General features: G+C 65.1%; 22 protein-coding genes. 7 read left to right on the top strand and 15 right to left on the bottom strand.

What is annotated here, in order from left to right:
• Positions 1-6: 6 nt before the first annotated feature.
• The 10 genes from N2602_RS14715 to N2602_RS14670 all read right to left on the bottom strand — a co-directional run bounded on the left by N2602_RS14715 (position 7) and on the right by N2602_RS14670 (position 9,165).
• Entirely contained in the window at positions 7-1,008 is a 1,002-nt protein-coding gene (locus tag N2602_RS14715; protein WP_212256719.1) for a formate dehydrogenase subunit gamma, read from the bottom strand.
• A gap of 40 nt (positions 1,009-1,048) precedes the next feature.
• Entirely contained in the window at positions 1,049-1,645 is a 597-nt protein-coding gene (gene fdh3B, locus N2602_RS14710) for a formate dehydrogenase FDH3 subunit beta (protein WP_027571966.1), read from the bottom strand.
• A 13-nt stretch (positions 1,646-1,658) separates the two neighbouring features.
• Complete coding sequence (locus tag N2602_RS14705; protein ID WP_260383079.1) at positions 1,659-4,601, bottom strand: formate dehydrogenase subunit alpha; 2,943 nt, start codon at positions 4,599-4,601, stop codon at positions 1,659-1,661.
• A 15-nt stretch (positions 4,602-4,616) separates the two neighbouring features.
• Positions 4,617-4,826, bottom strand: a complete 210-nt coding sequence (locus tag N2602_RS14700; protein ID WP_260383078.1) for a twin-arginine translocation signal domain-containing protein — start codon at positions 4,824-4,826, stop codon at positions 4,617-4,619.
• Between the two features lie 29 nt (positions 4,827-4,855).
• Positions 4,856-5,635 (bottom strand): molecular chaperone TorD family protein, encoded by a 780-nt coding sequence (locus N2602_RS14695; RefSeq protein WP_212256723.1) that lies wholly within the window; start codon positions 5,633-5,635, stop codon positions 4,856-4,858.
• 129 nt (positions 5,636-5,764) lie between these two features.
• Positions 5,765-6,376 carry a DUF3306 domain-containing protein gene (locus N2602_RS14690; protein WP_260383077.1) on the bottom strand — a complete coding sequence of 204 codons (612 nt, stop codon included), beginning with the start codon at positions 6,374-6,376 and terminating at the stop codon, positions 5,765-5,767.
• A complete protein-coding gene (locus N2602_RS14685) occupies positions 6,373-6,888 on the bottom strand; it encodes a DUF3305 domain-containing protein (RefSeq protein WP_260383076.1) in 516 nt (171 codons plus the stop codon). The genes N2602_RS14690 and N2602_RS14685 overlap by 4 nt, the downstream gene beginning before the upstream one ends.
• Positions 6,885-7,892 (bottom strand): DUF6352 family protein, encoded by a 1,008-nt coding sequence (locus tag N2602_RS14680; RefSeq protein WP_172784434.1) that lies wholly within the window; start codon positions 7,890-7,892, stop codon positions 6,885-6,887. Before N2602_RS14680 ends, N2602_RS14685 begins: the two co-directional genes overlap by 4 nt.
• A complete protein-coding gene (locus tag N2602_RS14675) occupies positions 7,889-8,428 on the bottom strand; it encodes a DUF6505 family protein (protein ID WP_260383075.1) in 540 nt (179 codons plus the stop codon). The genes N2602_RS14680 and N2602_RS14675 overlap by 4 nt, the downstream gene beginning before the upstream one ends.
• Entirely contained in the window at positions 8,425-9,165 is a 741-nt protein-coding gene (locus N2602_RS14670; protein ID WP_260383074.1) for a biotin/lipoate--protein ligase family protein, read from the bottom strand. The genes N2602_RS14675 and N2602_RS14670 overlap by 4 nt, the downstream gene beginning before the upstream one ends.
• A gap of 165 nt (positions 9,166-9,330) precedes the next feature.
• Here N2602_RS14670 and N2602_RS14665 point away from each other — a divergent pair, with 165 nt between their 5' ends.
• Complete coding sequence (locus tag N2602_RS14665; protein WP_260383073.1) at positions 9,331-11,301, top strand: 4Fe-4S binding protein; 1,971 nt, start codon at positions 9,331-9,333, stop codon at positions 11,299-11,301.
• Positions 11,302-11,350: 49 nt separating this feature from the next.
• On the top strand, positions 11,351-11,650 hold the full coding sequence (locus tag N2602_RS14660; RefSeq protein ID WP_246571057.1) for a hypothetical protein: 300 nt from the start codon (positions 11,351-11,353) through the stop codon (positions 11,648-11,650).
• 7 nt (positions 11,651-11,657) lie between these two features.
• Here the strand turns inward: N2602_RS14660 and N2602_RS14655 are convergent, their stop codons facing one another.
• Positions 11,658-12,947 (bottom strand): c-type cytochrome, encoded by a 1,290-nt coding sequence (locus N2602_RS14655; RefSeq protein WP_260383072.1) that lies wholly within the window; start codon positions 12,945-12,947, stop codon positions 11,658-11,660.
• Positions 12,948-13,021: 74 nt separating this feature from the next.
• Positions 13,022-13,282 (bottom strand): hypothetical protein, encoded by a 261-nt coding sequence (locus N2602_RS14650; RefSeq protein ID WP_212256734.1) that lies wholly within the window; start codon positions 13,280-13,282, stop codon positions 13,022-13,024.
• Positions 13,283-13,464: 182 nt separating this feature from the next.
• Here N2602_RS14650 and N2602_RS14645 point away from each other — a divergent pair, with 182 nt between their 5' ends.
• Both N2602_RS14645 and N2602_RS14640 read left to right on the top strand, forming a co-directional pair.
• Positions 13,465-13,587: a hypothetical protein gene (locus N2602_RS14645; protein ID WP_257187580.1), complete on the top strand. Its 123-nt coding sequence runs from the start codon at positions 13,465-13,467 to the stop codon at positions 13,585-13,587.
• Between the two features lie 293 nt (positions 13,588-13,880).
• Positions 13,881-15,017: a GNAT family N-acetyltransferase gene (locus N2602_RS14640; protein ID WP_260383071.1), complete on the top strand. Its 1,137-nt coding sequence runs from the start codon at positions 13,881-13,883 to the stop codon at positions 15,015-15,017.
• A gap of 19 nt (positions 15,018-15,036) precedes the next feature.
• Here N2602_RS14640 and N2602_RS14635 read toward each other — a convergent pair whose 3' ends face one another.
• The gene (locus N2602_RS14635; RefSeq protein ID WP_212256738.1) at positions 15,037-16,254 is read right to left on the bottom strand and encodes an NAD(P)/FAD-dependent oxidoreductase; all 1,218 of its coding nucleotides are present in this window, start codon (positions 16,252-16,254) and stop codon (positions 15,037-15,039) included.
• A gap of 419 nt (positions 16,255-16,673) precedes the next feature.
• On the opposite strand from N2602_RS14635, the gene N2602_RS14630 reads away from it, so the two are divergent.
• The 3 genes from N2602_RS14630 to N2602_RS14620 all read left to right on the top strand — a co-directional run bounded on the left by N2602_RS14630 (position 16,674) and on the right by N2602_RS14620 (position 20,976).
• Positions 16,674-18,020 (top strand): lipopolysaccharide biosynthesis protein, encoded by a 1,347-nt coding sequence (locus N2602_RS14630; RefSeq protein WP_260383070.1) that lies wholly within the window; start codon positions 16,674-16,676, stop codon positions 18,018-18,020.
• A gap of 215 nt (positions 18,021-18,235) precedes the next feature.
• Positions 18,236-19,411 (top strand): glycosyltransferase family 4 protein, encoded by a 1,176-nt coding sequence (locus N2602_RS14625; RefSeq protein ID WP_260383069.1) that lies wholly within the window; start codon positions 18,236-18,238, stop codon positions 19,409-19,411.
• A 29-nt stretch (positions 19,412-19,440) separates the two neighbouring features.
• On the top strand, positions 19,441-20,976 hold the full coding sequence (locus N2602_RS14620; RefSeq protein WP_260383068.1) for a hypothetical protein: 1,536 nt from the start codon (positions 19,441-19,443) through the stop codon (positions 20,974-20,976).
• Here the strand turns inward: N2602_RS14620 and N2602_RS14615 are convergent.
• Both N2602_RS14615 and N2602_RS14610 read right to left on the bottom strand, forming a co-directional pair.
• A complete protein-coding gene (locus N2602_RS14615) occupies positions 20,973-22,688 on the bottom strand; it encodes an FAD-dependent oxidoreductase (RefSeq protein WP_260383067.1) in 1,716 nt (571 codons plus the stop codon). The genes N2602_RS14620 and N2602_RS14615 overlap by 4 nt on opposite strands.
• A 46-nt stretch (positions 22,689-22,734) precedes the next feature.
• Positions 22,735-23,202 (bottom strand): MarR family winged helix-turn-helix transcriptional regulator, encoded by a 468-nt coding sequence (locus N2602_RS14610; protein WP_212256745.1) that lies wholly within the window; start codon positions 23,200-23,202, stop codon positions 22,735-22,737.
• Positions 23,203-23,318 lie beyond the last annotated feature (116 nt).

The raw sequence follows: 23,318 nt of genomic DNA, 5'->3' as shown, positions 1-23,318 counted from the left end.
AACCGCCTATTCGGCCGCTGCGGTCGCGGGTTGCGGCTGCCCGTCGTTCGGCCCCGTTCGCGCCTTCTGCTCGTCGAGCCAGAGGCTATGGTGCTCGCGGGCCCAGTTGACGTCGACTTCGCCCGAGCCCATGGCCTCGAACGCGCCTTCCATGCCGATCGTGCCGATATAGATGTGCCCGATCATCGCCGCGACGAACAGGACCGCCACGATGGAGTGAACGATCTGGGCCATTTGCATGCCCTCGATCCCCGTGCCGTAGAACGGGAACATCAGGGCGTAGCCCGACGCTGCGACCAGTGCGCCGCCGATCACGACGATCCAGTAGATCATCTTCTGGCCGCCGTTGAAGCGGTAAGCCGGCGGATGGTCATGTCCGATCAGCCCGCCGCCGCGCTTGGCCCATTCGATATCCACCTTGTTCGGGATATTGCCGCCGATCCACATCAGGAAGATCAGGACGACGCCGAGAGTGAACGGGAAGCTCAGATAATTGTGCGCGTACTTGGCCCATTGCGACCATTCCGAGAACGCTTCGAAACCGATCAGCGGCAGCAAGAGCGGCCGGCCGAACGTGATGTTCAGCCCGGAAATGGCCAGCACGATGAAGCAGGTCGCCGTCAGCCAGTGCACGAACCGCTCGAAGGCGTTGAAGCGCACGATGGTGCGGCCGGACCGTCCGGCTTCGAGACGCACCATCCCGACGGTGAGATAGAAGATCACGACGGCCGCGATCGCGCCGAGGATGGCGATGCCGCCGATCCAGCGCAGCGTCACATTGCGGAATTCCCGCCATTCCCGTCCCTGCGGCTGCTCGAGCACGCCGGAGCGCTGATCGGGAATACTGACGCGGCCCTGGATCCGGTTGAGCTCCTGCAGGAGCTGCTGCTCCTTGACCGAGCTCGCGGTCGGGTTGACCTGCTGAGCGCTCGCGGGCGCCATGTTCACCAACAAAAGCAGCGCCCAGGCGCCCAGCGCCAGACGAACGAACCTTCCAAACGACGCCATCACGTCCTCCCCGGTCTTGCGCGCCCGTCAGCTGCCCACGTCAGGACTCGATTGTCTCGCGATATGCGGTCTTCCAGCCCCACGCACCCGAGCCGTAGCCGCGCTTCATGACGCGCTCCTTGTAAATCTGCGCGATGATCTCGCCGTCGCCGGCAAGCAAGGACTTGGTCGAGCACATCTCGGCACACAGCGGCAGCTTGCCTTCGGCCAGCCGGTTCGCACCGTATTTCTCGTATTCCTCCTTGCTGCCGTCGGCCTCCGGGCCGCCGGCGCAATAGGTGCATTTGTCCATCTTGCCGCGCGAGCCGAAGTTTCCGACCTTCGGATATTGCGGCGCGCCGAACGGACAGGCGTAGAAGCAATAGCCGCAACCGATGCAGAGGTCCTTGGAGTGCAGCACCACCGCATCGGCCGTGGTGTAGAAGCAGTTCACCGGACACACGGCCGCGCAGGGCGCGTCCGTGCAGTGCATGCAGGCCATCGAGATCGAGCGCTCGCCCGGCTTGCCGTCGTTGATGGTGACGACGCGCCGCCGGTTGATGCCCCAGGGCACCTCGTGCTCGTTCTTGCAGGCGGTGACGCAGGCGTTGCACTCGATGCAGCGATCAGCGTCGCAGAGAAATTTCATCCGAGCCATGTGCGTGCTCCTCTCAGGCTGCGACGATCTGACAAAGCGTGACCTTCGGCTCCTGCATGCCCGTTGCAGGATCGTAGCCGTAGCTCGTGATCGTGTTGGCGCTCTCGCCCAGCACGATCGGATCGGTGCCGGCGGGATAGTTCTTGCGCAGGTCGTTGCCGCCGAGCCAGCCGCCGAAATGGAACGGCATCCAGGCGACGCCCTTGCCGACGCGTTCGGTCACCAGCGCCTTCATCCGGGCACGGGAATTGTTCTCGGCGCCGCTCACCCAGACCCAGCCGCCGTCCTTGATGCCGCGATCGGCGGCATCGGCCGGGCTGATCTCGATGAACATGTCCTGCTGCAATTCGGCGAGCCACGGATTGGTGCGGGTTTCCTCGCCGCCGCCTTCGTATTCGACGAGACGCCCGGAGGACAGGATCAGCGGGAACTGCTTGGCGATCCCCTTCTCCACCGCCGCCTTCTGCACCGAGAAGCCGATGTTGGGCAGGCGGAACTGCTTGGCGTCGGGCAAGGTCGGATATTTCTCGACGAGGTCGACGCGCGGCGTGTAGATCGGCTCGCGATGCACCGGGATCGGATCCGGCAGACCGAACGCATTCATGCGCGCCTTGCCGTTGCCGAACGGCACGCAGCCATGCTTCAGCGCGACGCGCTGGATGCCGCCGGAGAGGTCGAGCGCCCAGGACACCGCATCCGGATTGGCCGAGTTGACCCGCTGGATCGTCGCCATTTCAGCCTCGGTGAGATCCTTGTCCCAACCGAGCTTCTTCAGGCTTGCCAGCGTGAACTCGGGATAGCCGTCCTCGATCTCCGAGCCCTTGGAGAAGGACTTGTCGGCGAGCAGGCTCACCTTGCGCGTCGTGCCGTCCGGCAGCTTCTCCTCGCGTTCGATGCCGAAGCGCGGGCGGAATGCGCCGCCGCCGTCCATGACGTGCAGATCGTTGTTGTAGAGCAGCGGCGAGCCGGGATGCTTCACCTCGGGCGCGCCCCAGCACGGCCAAGGCAGGCCGTAATAATCGCCGCCGACTTCCGGATCGTCCTTGGGTGCGCGCATCGTCACCAGGTCGAACTTGTGCTGGTTCTTCATGTGCGCCTTGATGCGCTCCGGCGACTGGCCGCAATAACCGGTCGACCAGCTTCCACGGTTGATCTCGCGCAGCACGTCCTCGGCGACAGGAAGATTGTTCTCGACCTTGATGTTCTTGAACATCTTGTCGGCGAAGCCGAACTTCTTCGCCATCAGATAGATGATCTCGAGGTCGTCCTTGGATTCGAAGATCGGCTTGACGATCTGCTCGCCCCACTGCATCGAGCGGTTGGAGGCGACGCGCGATCCCGTGCATTCGAACTGCGTGGCCACGGGCAGGATATAGACGCCGTCCTTGCGCCCGGCCTCGACCGCCAGGGCCGCCCAGGTGGTCGGGTGCGGATCCGCGATCACCAGCAGTTCCAGCGCCTTCAGGCCCTTCAGCGATTCGGGAATGCGCGTGATGCTGTTGCTGGCGTGGCCTTGCACGAACACGGCCTTGACGTTGTCCTTCTGCGCGACGTCGGCCTTGGGCAACAGCGCGGCATCGAACCACCGCGTGAGCGGGATGCCTGGCGTCTCCATCTGCTTCTTCTCGTCGAAGCGGGAGACGAGATAGTCGTAATCGACCTCCCAGACCCGGGACCAGTGCTTCCAGGCGCCCTCCGCGAGGCCGTAGTAGAACGGCAACGTCACGATATCGAGGCCGACGTCGGTCGCGCCCTGCACGTTGTCATGGCCGCGCAGAATGTTGGCGCCGGCCCCGGCCTTGCCGACGTTGCCCGTCATCAGCAGCGCGATGCAGCTCGCCCTCACGTTGGCGGTGCCGACCGTGTGCTGGGTCTGGCCCATGCACCAGATGATGGTCGCGGGCTTGACCGTCGCGAACGTCTTGGCGACGCGCTCGAGCTGCGCGGCGGGCACGCCGGTGACGCGCTCGACCTCCTGCGGATTCCATTTCTCGACCTCCTTGCGCAGGTCGTCGAAACCGTAGACGCGCTGGGCAATGAATTCCTTGTCCTCCCAGCCGTTCTTCAGGATGTGCCACATCATGCCGTAGAGCACGGGAATGTCGGTGCCGGGACGGATCCGGACATATTCGGTGGCATGTGCCGCGGTGCGGGTCAGACGCGGATCGAAGACGATGAAATTCGCCTTGTTGATCTCCTTGGATTCGAGCAGGTGCTGCATGCTGACGGGATGCGCTTCCGCCGCGTTGCTGCCGATGAACAGCATCGTCTTGGAGTTGCGCATGTCGTTGATGCTGTTCGTCATCGCGCCATAGCCCCAGGTATTGGCGACGCCGGTGACGGTGGTGGAGTGGCAAATCCGCGCCTGGTGATCGGTGTTGTTGGTGCCCCAGAACGCGCCGAACTTGCGGAACAGGTAGGCCCCTTCGTTGGTCATCTTGGCCGAGCCCAGCCAATAGACGGAATCGCTGCCCGACTTCTCGCGAACCTGCAGCAGCTTGTCGCCGATCTCGTTCACCGCCGTGTCCCACGACACGCGCGTCCACTGCCCGTTCACCAGCTTCATCGGATAGCGCAGGCGGCGATCGCTGTGCACGAGCTCGCGCACTGACGCGCCCTTGGCGCAATGCGAGCCGCGGTTGATCGGCGAATCCCAGCTCGGCTCCTGCCCAATCCAGACGCCGTTGAGCACTTCCGCCGTCACCGTGCAGCCCACGGCGCAATGGGTACAGATGCTCTTCTTGACGGTGGCGCCGGCCGCGAGCGGGCCGGCTGCGGCCGCCTCCGCCTTGCGCACGTTGCCGACCGGCATGGCCCCGAGCGCGGCGAGCGCGCCGCCGGCAAGGCCCGACTTTCGCAGGAATGTGCGGCGATCAAGTCCCCCGCCTTGGCCCGCAAGGGATTCGGCCACGGAACCTCGGCGATCGGAACGCTGGTGTGTTCGCTTGATAAGCACGGGCAGCCTCCCCTCTCAAGCCGGATAACGGTTGACGCGGTAGAACGTCTTGACGTGATCGGATTCCTTGTAGCGCGCCTTGCGCTTGTCATCGTTGGTTTCGCTGTCGGCCTGGGCAGGCCCGACCAAGGGCGTCGCAAGCGTCGCGCCGACACCGGCCGTGCCCAAGCCGACCTTGCGAAGGAAATCGCGGCGTCCGACCTTTGCTTTCGTCTCGTCACTCATCGCATCTCTCCCGGACCGAAGCGCCTCGGTCAGCTGGCGAATGTGAATGCTTCCGTCTCGATTTCGATGAAGGTGCGGCCGAGCGCACCGACTGCGCGATAGAAACGGGCATCTCCCGCGTTCTCCATGTCGGCGAACAGCCGCCCCATCCAGGGCGAAACATGCTTTTCGAAGAAGGCACGCTGCGCCTCGGGCGCGGCATCGAAGCGGCCATCGGCAAGACCCGACATGATCTCGCACAGGATGGCGGCGTGATCTTCGGGTTCGGAATTGTTGGCGATACGCTCGATGCCGAGCGTCATCAGGTCGCCGCGCAAGCGCGACAAGGGCCGTTCGTTGAGAAAGCCCGTGAGATAATAGGAGGCATAGGGCAGCAATTCGCCACGGCCGAGCCCGACGAACAGGTCGAAATATTCCCGCTCGACTTTGGCCGGGACGGCGCTCGAGGCGACGTCGGCGAGCGCCGCATGCGCGCGCCCGAGCGGCGTCGCGTCACCGCTCAACGCGGCGAGTTGATCGAGCAGACGCTTCGACGGAGGCGCAGACAGCAGCACCGCCAGCAGCGCGTATTCGCGCGCGCGCGCCGCGTCGATGGGATCGACGAGCTCGGCGGAGCCGGCTTGCTCGCCGTAAAGATCGGGCCGCAGATCGTTTCGGGAAACGCCGGTCGCCATCTCGACCGCAACCACCCGTTGTGCGGGCACACGGGTCCAATTCGACACGGACGGCTGACTGATGCCTATTTTGCGTGCAAGCTGAGCGATGCCGCCCGCAGCATCGATCGCGCGATCAAGTCCGTCATCACGCACGTGGACCTCCCATCCAAGTCCCGTCTGCTTGATTATCGCTTTTGTTACAAAGCAGTAGGCAGCGTAATCTCGGTTCCAGCAACGGTCAATCGCCTGGCATAGCCTGTACCTATAGCCTTTGGTCGTGGTTCAGCGCGGCAGTGCACCGCCATGCGTTCGGGACCTGACAGGTTCCGCAGAAATCGCAGATGTTTCACCCACTGGCGGTTGCACTGCAGCAGCGATTGCCTGCTGCTCCGTCTCATCCGGCGGCTCAACGACATTGGCAGCAAGTCCCGCATCGGCTTGATACGATTCCGCCGGAGAATTTCCCGTTTCGATCGATCCCTCGGCGAGAGACTGGGCCGCCTCCCGGACGCCGCCGACAATGCGATCGACCAGTGCTGCCAGCTCCTCCGAGGAGCAATCCAGCGGGCCAAAGCCCGGCATCGCCGTTGGGTCGTTGAAGTCCCATGCATTCTCCGCAAGCCCGACGAAGTCGCGAATCGCGGGATCGGTCGCCCAAGCGCGGCGAAGAGCCGCACGGCTCAAGTCGCGAGGAATCCCCTTGGCGAGGAAGGCCGTGATGTCGGTGGCGGCATTGATTTCGTCGATCGACGGCAGACTCGACAGATCGAGTTCCGTCTCGTCCCCTTTGGTTTCCGATGGCGACGCGGGCTGCGCCGCGGCAGGCTTCGCCGGCTCCGCTCGCGATTGCTGTTTGCGGCGGGACCAACGCGCAAGGAAGTCCTCCTCACTCATTCCTGTCCGCCTTCATGTTCGCGCCGCGCCAGCGCCTCCGGGTCGGCGCGGCGCCGCTTGCGCTTGACGAATTCCCGCTCGACATGGTGCTCGGCCACGAAGCTTTCAATCGCTTCGCGCAGCACCTCCGGCATCGGCGCGGCCTCGACGAGATTGTCGGCGGCTTCGGTATAGCCTTCGCCCTCGGCGGGATCGGCGGTCACTGCGGTGACGGCATAGGGCCAGGCGCCCTCCGAGGGTGACAGCACGATCCAAATGCTCGGACGGCCGGAGGCGAGATTGTCGCGATAGCGCGCCGTTTCCGACGGATAGAGATCGATCGTCGCGCTTCCGGCATAGAACAGGGTCGTGCCGTCCTGCTCGCGAAGCACGGTCCAGGGTTGCGTCGACGGCTCGTCCGGCAGGACGGCAATTCCGCGCCAGATGAAATCGACCCAAGGCGAGTCGGCCTTGCGCCGCTCGACCACGACGCCGACGGCAATCGAGAGGGACGGCAATGCCGCAGGGCTCATGTCGCCATCTCCCGGCGCTTCACCGGCAGCCCGGTCAGCAGATTCTGTGGCTTCATCCGGAGCTTCTGATCCGCCGTCATCGACAGGATCAGGTAGACCGGTTCATCCCCGACCTCGTCGAGGGCACGGCCGGAATCCGCAAACGTCAGCCGGAACAGCGCGAGCACACGATCGGCCTCGCGCTCGCCGAGCTCTTCGCCGTGCCACAGACGGTCGCCGAGCCTCGTGGCATCGGCATCGAGCCCGACATACCACGCCAGCTTTGCCTCGTGCAGCGCCCGTAGCGGCTCGATCACGACATCGATGCCGAGCAGATGGGCGACCCAGCGCGTCATCGCCTGCGCCAGCGCTACAGGTCCGCGGCCGTCCGCGGTCAGGTCGAGAGCCATGTCGAACTGATCGCTACGGTGCCAGTATTCCTCCGAATTCTCCTCGCCCAGCACCTCCACCACCGCATCGGTGGTGGCGCCCAGCATCGACATCAGCGAGAGCACCGGGGTCGGGCTCCGGCCGCCGACGACCTCCTCGTCGCCCAGCAACAAAGCGTGCTCATGCGGCAGGACGCGCTGGGTCCGGAAGAACAATTCGGCCGCGCGCAGCACGAACGGGTCGTCGCAGCCATCGAGCGCGTTGCGCAGGATGACGTGGACGAGCTGGTTGACGAACAGCGGCGGCAGATCGTTCGCCCCTGAGCGCACCCAGGCAAGATAGGCGGCTTCGAGCGTCGGATGCCGCAGCAGAAGATCGCGGAACGCCAGCACGAACTGCCAATTCTCCCGGGCATCCGCATCGAGGATCGCGGCGATCTCGGCGGCGCTGACCGCCTGGCGCGGGTCGGCGAGCAATTCGCGATGCAGCCGGCGTTCGACCGGGCACGCCTCGTCCGGCGGCATCAGCTCGGGACGGGCAAAATAGGCTTTGAGAAATTCGTCCGTGACACGCAGCCCGCCGCCCTCGTCTCGATCGAGCAGGTGATGACCACAGGCGATCCAGAAATCATTCATCTGTCGGTCGGCTCCCGGCCCAGATCCGCAAGCTTGAGATGGCCGTCCGGCTGGACGTCGTCCTCCATCTCCATGAACGAGAACGCCTTGCTATGCCCCTGCCCCTCCCGGAGCTGCAGCCGGCGGAACGACTCGCGGACCTCACCGTCGCTTGACGTGCGGTGCACTGCAATAAGCGAGCTGATGGGATGGCTGCAGAGCGACTGCGCGAAAGCGACCTCCTCTTCCGCGGCCGTTTTCGCCGCCGCCATGTCCGGCGCGCCGAAACGATCGACGAGTTGCCTCGCCAGGAGATCGACGAGGCCGTGGTAATCGTCTGCCGTCGCCGGAACGATCTGCGCCAACGTCGACCAGCCCCAGGATTGCACCCCGAGGAAACCGCCGCGAAACGCCGCGCGTGCCTTGCCCTCGAGCTTCGCGCCACCGCAATCCCAGAAGCGGAAAGCGCCGGAGACGGCCCATTCGCCCGGCTCTGCCGCCACGTCGAACACGAAGGTGTCGGAGGGATCGAGCGCGATGGTACGCAGGAGCTTCACAGGCGCGGTCCTCCGAGGGCCGGATCGAGCCAGGACGGGCCCGCGAGCGCCCGGACGAGGTCGCTCCGTTCGATCCTCTCCGTCCCGACGCGGCGCGTCAGGAGGTCGCCGCGATCATCGATGCGCTGCACCGTCTGCCTTTCACGCGGCATCCGGGTGAGGTAGTCGCGTGCGACACTGTCAAAGCCGTCGACCCGCCAGCCGTCCAGCGCCAGCATCAGGTGCCGGGCGAAGCTCTCGGTGATCTGCGCTGCGCCCGCCTCGCCAAAGCCTTCCTGGTCGAGCGCCGAGGCCAGCGGGTGGACGCCTGGATCATCATCGTTCATGGCAACCGTTCGTATCATGGCGCCGAACACCAGCCAGGGCGGCGGCGCGTCCTCGTCAGCTCCGGAAAGCCAGCCCAACCGTCCGCCGCCGACCAGCCCCCCGTCGATCCTGACCGCATCCGGCCAGCCGATCGTGATCGGCTTGCTCGGCGGCGCGTAGGCGCGAAGCGCATCCGTGAGCGCAACCATGCCGGCGTAGAACGCGCGCCGCGCGCTGCGCAACGGCTCGGCCGGCTCGAGCACCACGGCGAACTCGGCGAGGTCAAAGCGGCCGATATAGACGAGCGTTCCGGCGCCCCTCTCCGGTGCGATGCGGCATGCATGGGCAAAAGCGTCGCCGCTCTCGCGCAACCGCACCAATGTGAAAGGCGGCGGCAGGTGGATCGGTTCCGCCGCGGAAACATGGCTCACTGGGATCGACGGCAGGCCGTCCTCCGCTTTCCTTTTCTTCCCGATGGATAATGTCTATACGAGGCGAAGGGCCGGCGCGAGTCCGTCGTCGGCGTCCGAATGGGCGGAGGGTTTAACCTGGAGCAGCCGTCGAAGACCGTCCTGATCTGTTCGTGCGAAGACACGATGCCCCTCGACGTGGCTGCGATCCGGCGCGGATGCCCGAATTGTGAGGTCAAGAGCTTTCGCCACCTCTGCGGAGCGGAGCTCGAATCATTCCGCAAGATGGCCGCGACAGAAGGCGTGTTGACGGTCGCCTGCACGCAGCAGGCAGCGCAGTTTTCGGAGGAGGCCGGCGAGCGGCCTGACGCGATCAGCTTCGTCAATATCCGCGAAACCGCCGGCTGGTCGCGCGGCGGCGCGCGCGCCGGGCCAAAAATGGCTGCCCTGCTCGCATCCGCCGCCATCCCCGCCCCGGACTATCCGCTCGTCACCTTGTCGAGCGAGGGCGTCATCCTGATCTACGGGCGCGATGAGGCCGCGATCGAGGCCGGCCGCCTGCTTGCCGATCACCTCGACGTCACGGTGATGCTGAAGCAGCTCGATGACACAGTTCCGCCGGCGGCAACGGTGTTCCCGATCGTGAAGGGCACGATCCGCTCCGCGAAGGGACATTTCGGCGCGTTCGAGCTTGCAATCGACGACTATGCGCGTCCCCGCCCCTCCTCGCGCGATCGCTTCGTATTCGAACCGCCGCGAAGCGGCGTCACCTCGCGCTGCGATATCGTGCTCGATCTTTCCGGCGGTCCGCCACTGTTTCCCGCCCACGACCTGCGTGACGGCTATCTCCGCGCCGACGCGAAAGATCCCGCCGCGGTGCTGCGCGCCGTGCTGACCGCGCGCGATCTCGTCGGCAGCTTCGACAAGCCCAGATATGTCGAGGTTGCGCCTGCGCTTTGCGCCCATTCGCGCTCGAAGCGCACGGGCTGCCATCGCTGTCTCGATCTTTGCCCGACCGGGGCGATCACGCCGGTCGGCGATCATGTCGCCATCGATCCGAACATCTGCGCGGGCTGCGGCCAATGCGCGGCGGCCTGCCCAACCAGCGCGGTCTCCTACGCGCTGCCGCCCGCCGATACGCAGCTCCAGAGACTTCGCGCCATGCTGCTCGCCTATCGCGAGGCCGGTGGCGCGGATGCGGTGCTGCTCTTTCATGACAGCCCGCACGGCACGCCGCTGATCGACGCACTCGCGCGGCATGGCGACGGCCTGCCGGCAAACGTGCTTCCCTTTGCCGTCAACGAGCTCACGCAGGTCGGGCTGGAGGCGATCGTCGGCGCCTTCGCCTATGGCGTCTCCGCCGTGCGCTTCCTGCTCCGTGGCAAGCCGCGCCACGACGTGACCGGATTGACGCAGACGATCGCGATGGCCGATGCGATCCTCGGCGGCCTTGGATTTGCGGGCCGTCGCCTTGCCGCCATCGAAACCGATGATCCCGACGCGCTCGGCCAGCATTTGACCGATATCGGCGCGCTCACTGCGGTCGCGACGCCGGCAACCTTCAAGACCGTCGGCAAGCGGCGCGATCTCTTGCGGTTCGCCCTCAGCGAGCTGCATCGGCTGGCGCCGCAACCGGTCGACGTCATCGCGCTGCCGCAAGGTGCGCCGGTCGGCGCAATCGCCGTCGACACCGATGGCTGCACGCTGTGCCTTTCCTGCGTCTCGGCCTGCCCGACCGGCGCACTGCGCGACGATCCCGAGCGGCCGGTGCTGAAATTCATCGAGGACGCCTGCGTGCAGTGCGGCCTGTGCCAGAGCACCTGTCCGGAAAAGGTCATCAGCCTCAAGCCGCAGATCGATTTCCGCGCGGCGCGCGCGCCCGCCGCTGCGATCAAGGAAGAGGAGCCCGCGCGCTGTGTCCGCTGCGGCACGCCCTTCGGCGTCAAGAGCACGATCGACCGCATCGCGGCCAAGCTCGAAGGCCGGCACTGGATGTACCCGGCCGGCGACAAGCGGATCGAGGCGCTCAGGATGTGCGCAGACTGCCGCGTCGTGGTCATGAGCGAACAACAATTCGATCCGTTCAAGGGCGTTCCGGAACGAACGCCGCCGCGAACGACGGATGATTATCTCCGCGAACGCAACGGCAAGGACTAAACAAGACGAACAGACATCTTCGCAGGGTCGGAAACCAGGAAGCATCACCATGTCTCGTTTGATCACAGCTCTGTCGACGTCCATGATCTTCATCGCCATCGCCGGCGGAGCGGCCGAAGCTGCCGCGCCTCCGCTGACCAAGGCGCAGAAAGTGGCCGTGAAGCAGGCAATCGTCGCCTGCAAGGCCGAAGCCAAGGGCAAGAAGATCGCGTGGCTGTCGCGCCGCAAATACGTCAACCATTGCGTGGCGGAAGCGCTCAGGGAGCACCCCACGATCGACGTCATTCAGATCCTCAAGGCGCATCCGGAAATGAGGGATTTCCCGATGGACAATTGGGACTCGATCTGAGCGGATGTTAGCGCGAGGTCGCGCGGCCCAGAAACTCGGTCAGCGCGCGCCGGTCCTCGGCCGAGCCGATGCGCTGCTCCGGCATCTTCGTGCCGGGGGTGTAGGCATTCGGCCCGATTTCGAACAATTTCGCGACGGTTTCCGGCGTCCAGACGATGTCCATCGTCTTCAGCGCATCGGAGAAGCGATATCCCGGCAGCGAAGCAATCTTGCGGCCGTAGAGTCCCGCAAGCGTGGGACCCGCACGCTGGACCTCCTTGTCCGAGAGCGTGTGGCAGGCAACACACGCCCGAAACACATCGGCGCCATGATCTCCGGCGTAGGCGGCGAGCGGATCGGCCGGTGTGCCGATCAGACTTGACCCGATGGGATCGCCGGTGCGCGCATTCCAGCGCCTGATCCTGCCGTCCGCACCACCCGTCATCAGTGTCTCGCGATCGGGAAGGAAGGCGGCCGCCCACACCGGCAGACCGGGCCCAACCAGCGTGCGCAGCAGCTTGCGCGACTTGCGATCGATGATCGCCACTGTGCCGCCGATGCCGGCCGCAGCGATCAGCGCGCCATCCGCCGACATGGCCAAGGCCACCACCGGCGTCGGACCGGCCGAGACCTCGCCGCTGACCTTGCCGTCCGCAGTCAGCATGCGCAGCTTGCCATCGACGGCGCCTGTGACGATTTCACCATCCGGCGCGACAGCCACCGCGTTCAGTGGCGCCGGCAACGTCACGATGTCAGGCTGGCCATCCGGCAAACGCCAGATGCGCAGCGCAAGATCGTAGCCGACGCTGACGGGCCTGCCGTCGGGCAGGAAAGCGACGCCGTTGACGTTCTGCGTATGCCCTTCGAGCACGCGGGATGTGCCGTCCGACAGCGACCAGAGCCGCACCGTCCGGTCCCATGACGCCGATGCGAGAAGCGTCCCATCGGGCGATACCGCGAGCGCCGCGAGGGGTGCGACATGTCCCTCCAGCACCCGGTCCGGCTCCGGCCGCCCCGCCGTCCATACCGCAATGCGCGCATCGGCACCGGCCGTGATCATGCGGCTGTCTTTGAGAAACGCGACGGCATTGACGCCGTCGGCATGATACCGCAGCACTTGCTCGGCAGTATCCGTCTTGAGCGACCAGCGGATCACGGCCGTGTCGAAGCTGCCGGACAGAAGGCTGTCGCCATCGGGTGAAATGGCGAGAGACCGTATCGGGCCGCCGTGCCCGACCATGTCGGCCTGCACCGACGATGCGGCAAAGAGGGCCCACAGCACTGCGGCCACCTTCGTGCACAGAGCTGATCTGTTCATTCCTGGCCGCCTGCTGACATTCACCCTTTCGAGATTGCCAGAAGAGGCACCGGAAATGAATATCCTGAAACGGGCTACTTGGCCGGTGCCGTCGTGGTCTTGGACGAGCCCTCCGGCGCGGCCTGCATTCCAGGGGGACTCTGGCCCTGGGGACTTTCGGGCGGCGCGCCACCCGAACCGGTATTGATCGGGCCCGTCCAACCTTGCGGCTGGAGCTGGCCCTTGTCTTCGGGAGGCGTTTGCGGCGCCGACGAGTTGGGTTGGGCGGGCTGGGCCAGCGCACCCTCGACAAAGCAAAGTGCTGCGAAGCACAGGATCGTTCTCGGTAACTTCACGCAAGGCCTCCGATGCGCTCACCAGGCTTGCAGAGAACTTGCAAGACCTGCATCCGTTCCGAATCGTGCAGCGCAACAGCGAGCTCGCGGAATCCTCCGCTCGAACGGCGATCGCCGCGACCGGCTTGCTCGCCGCAAGCCCTGTCATATAGATGGCCTGGTCCAATCGAGGGAGGCTGAGGATGAAGGCTTTTTTGCTTGGCTGCGTCGCGGCCGTCGTGATCGCGCTTGCCGGGATGGTGGTCCTCAATCGCATGCAGGAGCCCGCCGCGCAGGCGTTTGCGACCACCGGGGTGCGCCTCTGATAGGTCCTCACTCGCGCTTGAACCCGATCTAGTTGAGGATGGGAGCGAAGGGCACGAGTTCGACCTAGCGAAGCATAGCCTGCAGCTGAGGATCAGAGATCCCTGCGCTATGCGGACGATAGCGTCGTGCGAGGCGGCCTCCACGCGTCTTAAGCATTTGGTAACCATACCAGCATGGTTGAACGCATTGGCGCAAATCGCACGATACCGGTGTCTGACCTGTAACGCCCTTGCTATAAGCGCAGCTACGGTTCGAGCAACGCTCGCGAATGACCCGGTTTTCTTGATTGCTCATGAACAAGCTCAGCAACACCTTCGACATCGCCATCGAGCCGTCGTTCGACTTTCTGTCTCCGGACTACGCCGAGCTATTCGATCGCTCGGCTGCCACAGCGTTCCAGCATCCGGTCTGGTTGCATAGCCTCTACGCCAGGCTCGCGCCTGAAACGGGCGCAACAGCTCTGGTCGTCGTGGTGCGCCACCGCGACACCGGCGCCCTTGCGATGGTGCTGCCCCTGCTTCGGATCCGGCGCGGTCCGATACGAACCGTCGAGTTCGCCGACCTCCGCGTTTCCGACTATCTGGCACCGGTTTGCAGCCCGGACGTGTTCTCACGATTGCTCCAGGATGCGGCTGCATGCGCGCAGATTCGCCGCCTTGTCCGCCCCTTCGATCTGCTCCGAATGGCCAAGCTGCCCGACGGACGGCTTCCGATCGAAGACCTCCTTGCCACGTCCCGCCGCGTCTCGATGAACACCAATGCCTACGCCACGGTTCTGGTCGCGCCGTACGAGCAATGGCGGGCCAGCGCGATGGATCGCTCCTACCAGAAGGAGCTCGCAAAGAAGTCTCGTCAGCTGCAGAAGAAGGGGGCGCTGAGCTTCGCATGCTGCGGCGACAGCGCCGCCGTGCTCGAGGCGATGGACGTGATGAGGAAGTTTCGCGGCCCGCGCTTTCACGCACAAGGCGACGGAGACCTGCTGCAGCGTCCCGAATATTACGGCTTCTATTCCGACGTCGCCCTTCGCGGCCTCGGCTCCTTCGTCCGCCTCTATGCCATGAAGATGGACGGCGAAGTGATCGCCGCCGTGCTCGGATTGTGCCACCGCGGCAGCTTCCTCGTCATCATGAGCGCCTTCGACATTGCCGGTTACAAGAGCCAGTCCATCGGCGCGCTGATGTTCGAACAGGTGGCGCGGGATTGTATCGAGCGCGGAGATCAGATGCTCGACTTCACCATCGGCGACGAGCCATACAAGAAATCGTTCGGCGCACAGCCTTCGCCGGTGTGGGAGGTCACGCAGGCTGGCAGCGCCGTAGGCGCCATCGCGCTCTTCGGGCTGAAGCAGGCGCCCTGGCTCAAGCTGGCGGCCAAGCGGCTCTCGGATCTGAAGGTTCAGCCTGCCCACACTCCGAGGCCGACGCGCTGACGGACGGGGGCCCTAGAGCTCAGGCGCGCAATGCGCCGCGGACACGCCCAAGCCAGCCCGGGTGCATCTGATCGACGCGGTGTGCAAGACTGCGCCGCAAGAAGTGCAACCGTCGTCGCACGTCCCAGCCGATATCGTTGCGCGAAGTCAGCGCCTGGCGGAAGCGTGCCATCTTCAGCGACTGCTGATCCGCCGCGATCTTGTCGCGATCGGCATAGAACTGCGAGATCTTGTCCAGGCCCATGCCTGCGGTCATGAGCCATTGCGGCACATATTCGGTGCAAAGACGATCGACGTCCACCAGCAGGCGGGCGACACCCGTTCCGGCCGCGGGACAATTGGTCTGGAACGCATCCCCGATGAGCACGATTCCGGGCTGGAGATGCCCCTCGACGACGGTCAGGTCCATCACCCAGTTCTGGACCCGATCGGTCACACGGAAATCGCCGAGGTAGCTCCGCAACCCCGGCAGCAGACGCAAGACTGTCGCTTCCGGCTCGCGGCGCAACTCGCGCATGATCGGATCGGTCGGATCGCGGAACATGAAGAGATTGGCTCGCATTCCGGCGCGGACGGGAAACAGGCTGAGATAGTCGATGCCATCCGCCGTGCGCTCGCCGTAACAGGTCAGCGCCTCGAAATCGAACGGGGTGCCATCCTTGCGAGCGATCGTGAAGCCGAACGACACCGAATGGCGCTCGGCCAGCACGCGCCGCCTGATGCCGAGCTTGTAGCCCAGGACTCCCGCCATGCCCGTGGCCAGAACGACGAGGCGCGCCCTCACGCGCCGTCCAGAGGCCAGCTCGACATGCTGGACGTCGTCGCTAGGACCGATCGCCGTGACCTCGTCGACGATCAGACTGGCGGGATCGGGAATCTGGCGACGCGCCATGGCGACGAGATCGGCATAGGGAAATCCGTAGGCCTGGCCGACGCTGACATCGACCACCTTGCCCTCGCGGATGTTGAGCACTTGATCATATCGGCACGCGACATCTCCGAGTGCGTCGAGGAAGCCGAGCTTGCGGAGCAATTCCAGCTGATGGCCGCCGATCTTCTCGACCCGGAACTCGTCCGGATAGACCGCCCGCTTGTCGACGAGCGCGACGCGATGCCCTGCCCGCGCCAGCACGGCCGCCGCAAGCGATCCCGCAAGGCCGCCACCGACGATGGCGACGTCCGAATCGATGGCCGCGCTCTCGCCTCCATCGACTGGCTCGGTCACGGGTCTCGTCATGGCTCCGGCTCCCACGATTAACGACGTCTGCAGTGCAATTCTCTCGCCTGATGTCGCATCGCAGGGCCGAGTGCGAACATTTCCTGAGATTGAGGTTAACGACCGGACGCGCCGAGTTCGCTGCCTCGCCGCGGCACGCGTCTTGCTGCATCGAATCCATTCCGCGCGCGAGCGCCAGATCTCGTCTTCTCGGTCGTCGATGCGCTACAAATGCCGGCAGTCGCGCGGGCCTGAACTTGCAGAACCAGGACAATGGAGACGGCGATGTTCCAGAACGAAGCAATGGCATCACCGCGATATCGCCGCGACCGCCGAAATCCCCCAGCTCGTCCATTAACACTCGCGATTTCTCGACATGCTAGGTTGCCGCCGGTATCGGAACATGTCCCGTCAGGGGAGCGCAGCCCCTTAACCCTTCCATGATCGCATCCATCCTCCAGTTCATGCGGCGCGACGTCACGCGCGGTGTCGTCGGGACCATCCTGCTCAAGGTTGGCAGCGGCGTGCTCGCGTTCGCATTGTTCTCGCTGGCGGCGCGGACGATGTCGCCTGACGGCTTCGGCATCTTTGCGACCTGGCTTTCGGTGGCGCAGATCGCGGCCGTCGTGGGACTGGTCGGCCAGGAATCCTTGCTGGTGCGATTCCTGAACGAATATCAGGTCGGCGAAAGGCCGGACCTTACCAAAGGCGTCCTCCAATCGAGCTTGAAGATCACCTCGCTCGCAATGCTGATCGTGATCGGCGGCATCGCGATCGCCGCGAGCATGAGAGGCGACTGGTGGGTGCTGATCCTCGCGGTGTCGGCCTACACGGCGGTCAATGCCGGATTGATGCTCGGCAGCCAGATCGCGCGCTCGCTGGTCAGCATTCTCATGGGTGAAGGAAACCGCGAGTTCCTCTGGCGGGCCATCGTCGTCTTGTTCCTGCTCGTCATGCTGCTCGCCCATCGCCAACTCGATCCGGCCGAGATGTTCGCGGCGATGACGGTCGCCATGTCGGCCGGCCTTGTTGCGCAGATCGTATCCGTCGCCCGCGTGCTGCCGGATCTGCGCAGTACGCCGGCGCGCTCCGAGACGTCACGCTGGCGATCGAGTGCCCTGCACTTCTGGATCGCATCGATCCTGGAAGTCGCCAACCAATATCTCGACGTCATTCTGGTCTACTGGATGCTGGATCCGACGACCGCAGGAATCTACTTTGCCGCCTCGCGCCTCGCCAACATTTTCGCCATGGTTTCCGCGGCACTTTACACGTTCGGGGCGCGCCGGCTCCCGTCGCTGTATTTCAGCAAGAACCACAGGGAGTTCGAGCGGACCTCGCGCTTGATGGCGGAAGTGACTGCGCTCTGCGTCGTCGCCGGTCTCGCCACGATCTGGATCGGCGGCCCCTATCTCCTCAACCTGTTCGGACCTCATTTCGCCGAGCAGCATTCGGTCCTGATCGTGCTCGCAATCGGAACCGCCATCCAGGCAGCGGGCGGCCCGTCGGCTGCGATCCTGCAGCTGACCGGCCATGAACGAATCTATGTGCCGGTTGTCGCCGCCAGCGTCGCGCTGCGGCTCGTCGGATTTCTCGTCCTCATCCCCTTCCTCGGCGTGCTTGGCGCGGCGATTTCGACGACCGTGTCGCTCGCGCTCGCGACGATTGCGCTGAACGTCCTCTGTCGCCGGCGAAGCGGGGTCGATCCTTCCGTTCTCGTGCTGTTGCGCTTCCCTGCATCGAGGCGCGGCAACTACGCAGTTCGCAGCGCGGAATCACGTGATTAGGTGTCACGTGCCGCTCGGGTCATCCGCGCAGGACCGATTGGTTAACGCGCCCGCTGTGCGCCAGCCGGGAACCAGCGGAAATGCTGCGCGAACGACGTCGTCGCCATAGCCTCGCATTAACTCCGTTTGTTGCAAGTCGGTGTCCGCGAGACGCCCGCATGATAGGTACGGAGTTAAGAAGGTGAAGATTTCCTTTCTTTAGCGGGTCGGGATCCGTGCTCCACTATCAGCCGAACAAGGACTTGGGCGAGACGAGCGCGACGGCACCTGCGCGGCCGGACGGCGATGGGCGAAAACTTCACGTGCTTCTCGCACAAACCCAGGCCGAGAACGCCGGTGCACAGGAGATCTCCCGGCTGCTCGGCGCCGGCCTGACCGCGCGCGGTTACCGGGTCACCAACCTGTTCTTCTTCCGCAAATCGGACTCCTTCGACGAGCCGCCCGATACGCTCTACTGCGCGCCAAGCCGGCCGGGCAATCCGCTGGCGCTGCTGCGGATGCTGTGGACGCTCGGCCGCCACATCAGATCCACCAGGCCCGACGCCGTCCTGACGTTCCAGCATTTCGGCAACGTCATCGGCGCCGGCGTCACGCGCCTCGTCAGCCGTGCACCGGTCGTCGCCAATCAGGTTTCATCCGCGCTGGCGATGAGCTGGCCGGTCCGCACCGCCGACATCGCCATGGGCAGCCTCGGCTTCTTCGATTGCATCACGCTCAATTCGCGGGACATGGAGCGCGAATATTCGCGCTACCTCGCGGCCTACCGGTCGCGCATGGTGCATGTGCCGCACGGCTTCGACGACAAGGCCCTCACCCTGTCGAAGGAGGCGGCGCGGCAGCGATTCAATCTGCCGCCGGATCGCGTCCTGCTTGGCTGCGCCGCACGGCTGCATCCGCACAAGCGGCTCGATCTGGCGATACGTCTGCTGCCGGATCAACCGTCCTGGCATCTCGCGCTCGCCGGCCAGGGAGCCGACGAGGCCCGGCTGAGGCAACTGGCGAACGACTTGAACGTCTCGGACCGTCTGCATTTGCTCGGGGAGATTCCTCCCGGCCGGATGGCGGACTTCCTCGCCTGTCTCGACGTGTTCGTCTTTCCGACCCAGGCCGAGACCTTCGGTCTGGCTGCCGTCGAGGCCGCCAACGCCGGTGTTCCCTCCGTCGTGACCGATCTTCCCGTCCTGCGCGAAGTGCTGTCCTACGAAGGCAGACCAACTGCACTCTTCGTCGATGCCTCCGATCATGCGCAGCTCTCCGCGTCCGTCTCGAGGCTGCTGACCGACACGCAATTGCGCGACGACCTGCGACAAAACGCCAAAGGCCTGCGGCTGCGCTATTCGGTAGATGCCATGGTCGAGGAATACATCCGAATTCTCGACCAGGTCGTTTGACCTGATTCGCTGGAACAGATTGGCTCGACATGATCATCGAGTTTCGCTGTGAACGTGAGTACGCGCGACGCTGGATGGACCGCAGGACGCTGTCGGTCGACGGCCGGGACGTGCCGGTGCAAGTTGCATGGACGGCAACGGCGGAGTCACGGCCGGCGGGTCTCGATGCCCTGTTCGAGCTCGAGCGCCTGGTGTTGCACAGGGGCAAGCACAGCGGCGCCGACAGGCTGACGATCGGCTCCGAACCAGCACGCGCCAGCGTCGGCACGGCCGACGTGATCGTCGATTTCACGAGTGCCCCACGCGATCCGGCCAGCCCTGCCCGGCTGTATCTCCGGCCGCTGTTCAACGGCGTCGCCGGTGAAAATGCCGCACTCGCCACCATCCTCGCCGGCGACCTGCCAGTGATCGAGATCGTCAACGAGATCGACGGCTCAGTCCTCGACCGCGGCCATCCGTCCGGAGAGATTGCCGCAGGCCTCAGCGGTGGGCTCGAAACGATCATGGCGCGGACTCTGACCATGCTGGCGGCGATCCTGTCGGGAAGGCCGCGCATCGTGCCGCAGCTGCCGCACCCCGCTGGAATTGGCTCGCGACGCGGCGCGGTTGGCTACGTCGCGCGCGGCCTTGCCGTATCGATCGCCAAGGAGCTCTATCGGCTCTGCTGCTATGCCCCGCATTGGCATATCGGATGGCGCTTCAACGATGGCGCGGGCGTCTGGCAGACCGGAGACCTGTCAGGTCCAGGCTGGAACGTTCTGAGAGATCCTGGAAACCACTTCTATGCCGATCCCTTTCCCGTCACCTGGCAGGGCCGGACCTTCGTCTTCTTCGAGGATCTCGATCACCGCGTCGGAAAAGGCATCATCTCGGCGATCGAGTTCGCCGACGCGGGGCCAGTCGGCGAGGTGATGCCGGTGCTCGAGGAGCCCTGTCACCTCTCCTATCCGTTCGTGATCGAGGACGATGGCGAGCTCTGGATGATCCCGGAGAGCTCGACCCGCGGGGACGTCGCCCTCTACAAATGTGTTCGGTTTCCGGACAAATGGGAGCGATACGCAACGCTCCTTTCCGGCCTCGAGCTGGCCGACGTCACGATCACGCGCCACAACGGCCTGTATTATCTGTTTGGCGCCTGGCGCGACGGAACGGCTGGCTATTCGGATTCGCTGGCGATCTACCACGCCGATCGACTCTTGGGGCCCTGGTTGCCCCACGCCAGCAATCCCGTCCTGATCGACCGTGCAAGCACGCGGCCGGCAGGAAACTTCGTCACACTCGATAACAAGCTGTGGCGACCGGTCCAGGACTGTACCGACGGATACGGCGCAGCGCTTGCCCTGGCGGAAGTGGTCGAACTGTCGCCGACGGCATTCAAGCAGATCGTCCGCCATGCTCTGAAGCCCGGACCGGCATGGCCCGGCAGGAAGCTGCATACCCTGAACCGCTGCGGTCGCCTCGAGCTGATCGACGGATCGCGCGTCCAACCCAAGACCAGTCTCTTCGCGAGCGCAATTCCGTCGGCCGCCTCGCCTGCGCGAACCAATCCCTCCACCGCGCGCTAGCTGCCGCTTGCTAGCCCGGCGTCTTCGCGTGCACCGCGCGCGAGTGCGCGGCCGAGCACGCGTGCGATCGTCCCGGCCTGCGATGCGCTGCCGCGCCAAGCCACGATCTGGTCGGGACGTATCAGGGCGAGATCCGCCTCGTAGAGATCGCGCAACGATCTGGGCAGCGTGACGAGCTTTACATCGGCCCCGATCGCGCGGATCGTCTCAGCGAATGACCCATGGGCCGACATCACGTCCCCAAACTGAAGCAGCGTCCATTCGAATCCGAACAGGTCATACAGCGACATGCCGTCGTCCAGCCACGCATGCGGTGCGCGGCCGCCGGGACAGGCGGTGGGAATGTAGACGTTGGCGGCATCCGGCGGCGGCTCGCTGCCGTCGGGGACGATGATCGGCGAGCCGTCGTAGCGCCCGCCAAAGGTGACGCCGGGGATGTTGAACTCGGCGCGGGCGTGCTGATCGAGATAGGCGCCCGCGATCCGCCGCGCTTCGTGGCCGGCGTCCGTCGCATCCTCGATCTCCGGCGCCGGCGCGAAGAGGCCGAGCGAATCGGCGAAGCGCCGCGCATAATCGGTGTTGCGGAGCGCTACCGGACGCCGCTCGACCTCGTAGCTGCCGAGCAGTGCCGCCGGGCTCACGCCCTGGACGACGCTTGCGAGCTTCCAGCCGAGATTGACCGCATCCTCGATCGCGGTGTTGTAGCCGAGCCCGCCGGTCGGCGTGAACAGATGCGCCGCGTCGCCGCCGAGGAAGACCCTGCCCCGCTGCATCCCGTTCGCGACCAGTGCGTGACCGGCGGTCCAGGTCAGGAAGGACAGAACTTCGCAATCGATCGGCGCACCGCAGGCGCGCTGGAACGCGGCTTTAGCCTGGTTGATCGTGATCGCACTTTCGTCCTCGCCCGGCCGCAGCTGCGTGTGGAACGCAAATTCATCACGGCCGTTCACCGAGGCCATGAAGGCGCGGCGGTCGCCGTTGAAGCAATTGTACATCCACGCTTTCGCGTGGGGGACGCGTGCGTAGAAGTCGGGCGAGCGGAGATAGACCGCCAGCATGCGGCCGCCCATGAAATCGCGCTGCGTCCCGGTCTCGCCGCCATAGACGATCCCGAGCGATTGGCGAACCATGGAGCGCGGCCCGTCCGCCCCGACCAGGAAGTCGGCGCCGATCCGGAAGCGGCTGCCATCGTCGAGACATTCGACCTCGCCGACGATACCGTCATCGCTTTCGGTGTAGCCGATCAGCCGGTGACCGTAGTTGAGCTTGATGCCGGGGAGCCGTTCGGCGTGGCGGCGCAGCACCGCCTCGACATATTTCTGCGAGACCCGATGCGGCAGCTCGGCCGCGCTCCAGGAGCCCGACAGGCCCTTGATCAGCTCGCCCGCCCGCGACGCCGACGGCAGCGCGAACCGCGCCAGCTCGTAACCGGTATAGCGCGTGAAATAGGCAACGTCGGTCGGGTAGTCCGCGGGCAGACCTTCGCGTCTGATCTCGTCGGCAAAGCCCAGCCGTCGATAGTGCTCCATCGAGCGCGCCTGCGTCGCATTGGCTTGCGGATTGAAGGCCGTGCCCGGCTTTTCATCGACCAGGATCGCGGACACCCCGCGGCGGCCGAGCTCGTTCGCCAGCATCAGCCCACAAGGGCCCCCGCCCACGATGAGCACCGTGGCCGTCAGACGAGTTTCCAAGACGCTTCTCCCTGCCAGCATCATCTTGCATGGTAAGGTTACCTGACGATTTCGTCAAGCTGCCTGACTAATCGGGATCGTCGAGCGTATCGAACTCCGTGCCATACGCCGCGAGCCCCTTCAGGATCGCGTCCATCGTGCCCTTGCCGAGCTCGGCGCGCATCTCCCGCTCGGCGACGTCGACGGCATCGCGGAACGCATCGAGCCATTTGCGCCCCGTGGGCGTGAACATGACGATGCGCGCGCGCCGGTCGGTCGGATCGGCGATGCGATCGACGAGGCCGAGCTCGGCGCATTGATCGACCAGCTCGCCCATTGCCTGCTTGCTCATGGAGGCGCGGCGGGCGAGCTCGGTGAGCCGCGTCCCCTCCACGTCGAGATTGCGCGTGAGGCTGACATGGGCGATGCGCGTCTCGTCGTGGCCCCGCTCGCTCATCAATTCGAGCACACGGCCTTCGAAGCGCCGCACCGCGTTATTGAGCAGGCGGCCGATATTGGCATGCCGCCACGCCGTGCCTGACGTCCTGGATTTCACCGGATCTGCTTTCCGAATCGACCGATCGAGATCGTGGAAAGCTAGCACAGGCATCGCTGCGTACTACCGGTGAGCACGCAGGGTATCGGCGGCGGGCGGCGCGATCGAACCGCCGC

This window comes from Bradyrhizobium sp. NC92 (assembly GCF_025200865.1).
In the GTDB taxonomy this organism is placed as follows: Bacteria; Pseudomonadota; Alphaproteobacteria; order Rhizobiales; family Xanthobacteraceae; genus Bradyrhizobium.
The sequence above is the reverse complement of the archived record's forward strand: the minus strand, read 5'-3'. Positions and strand labels throughout refer to the sequence as shown.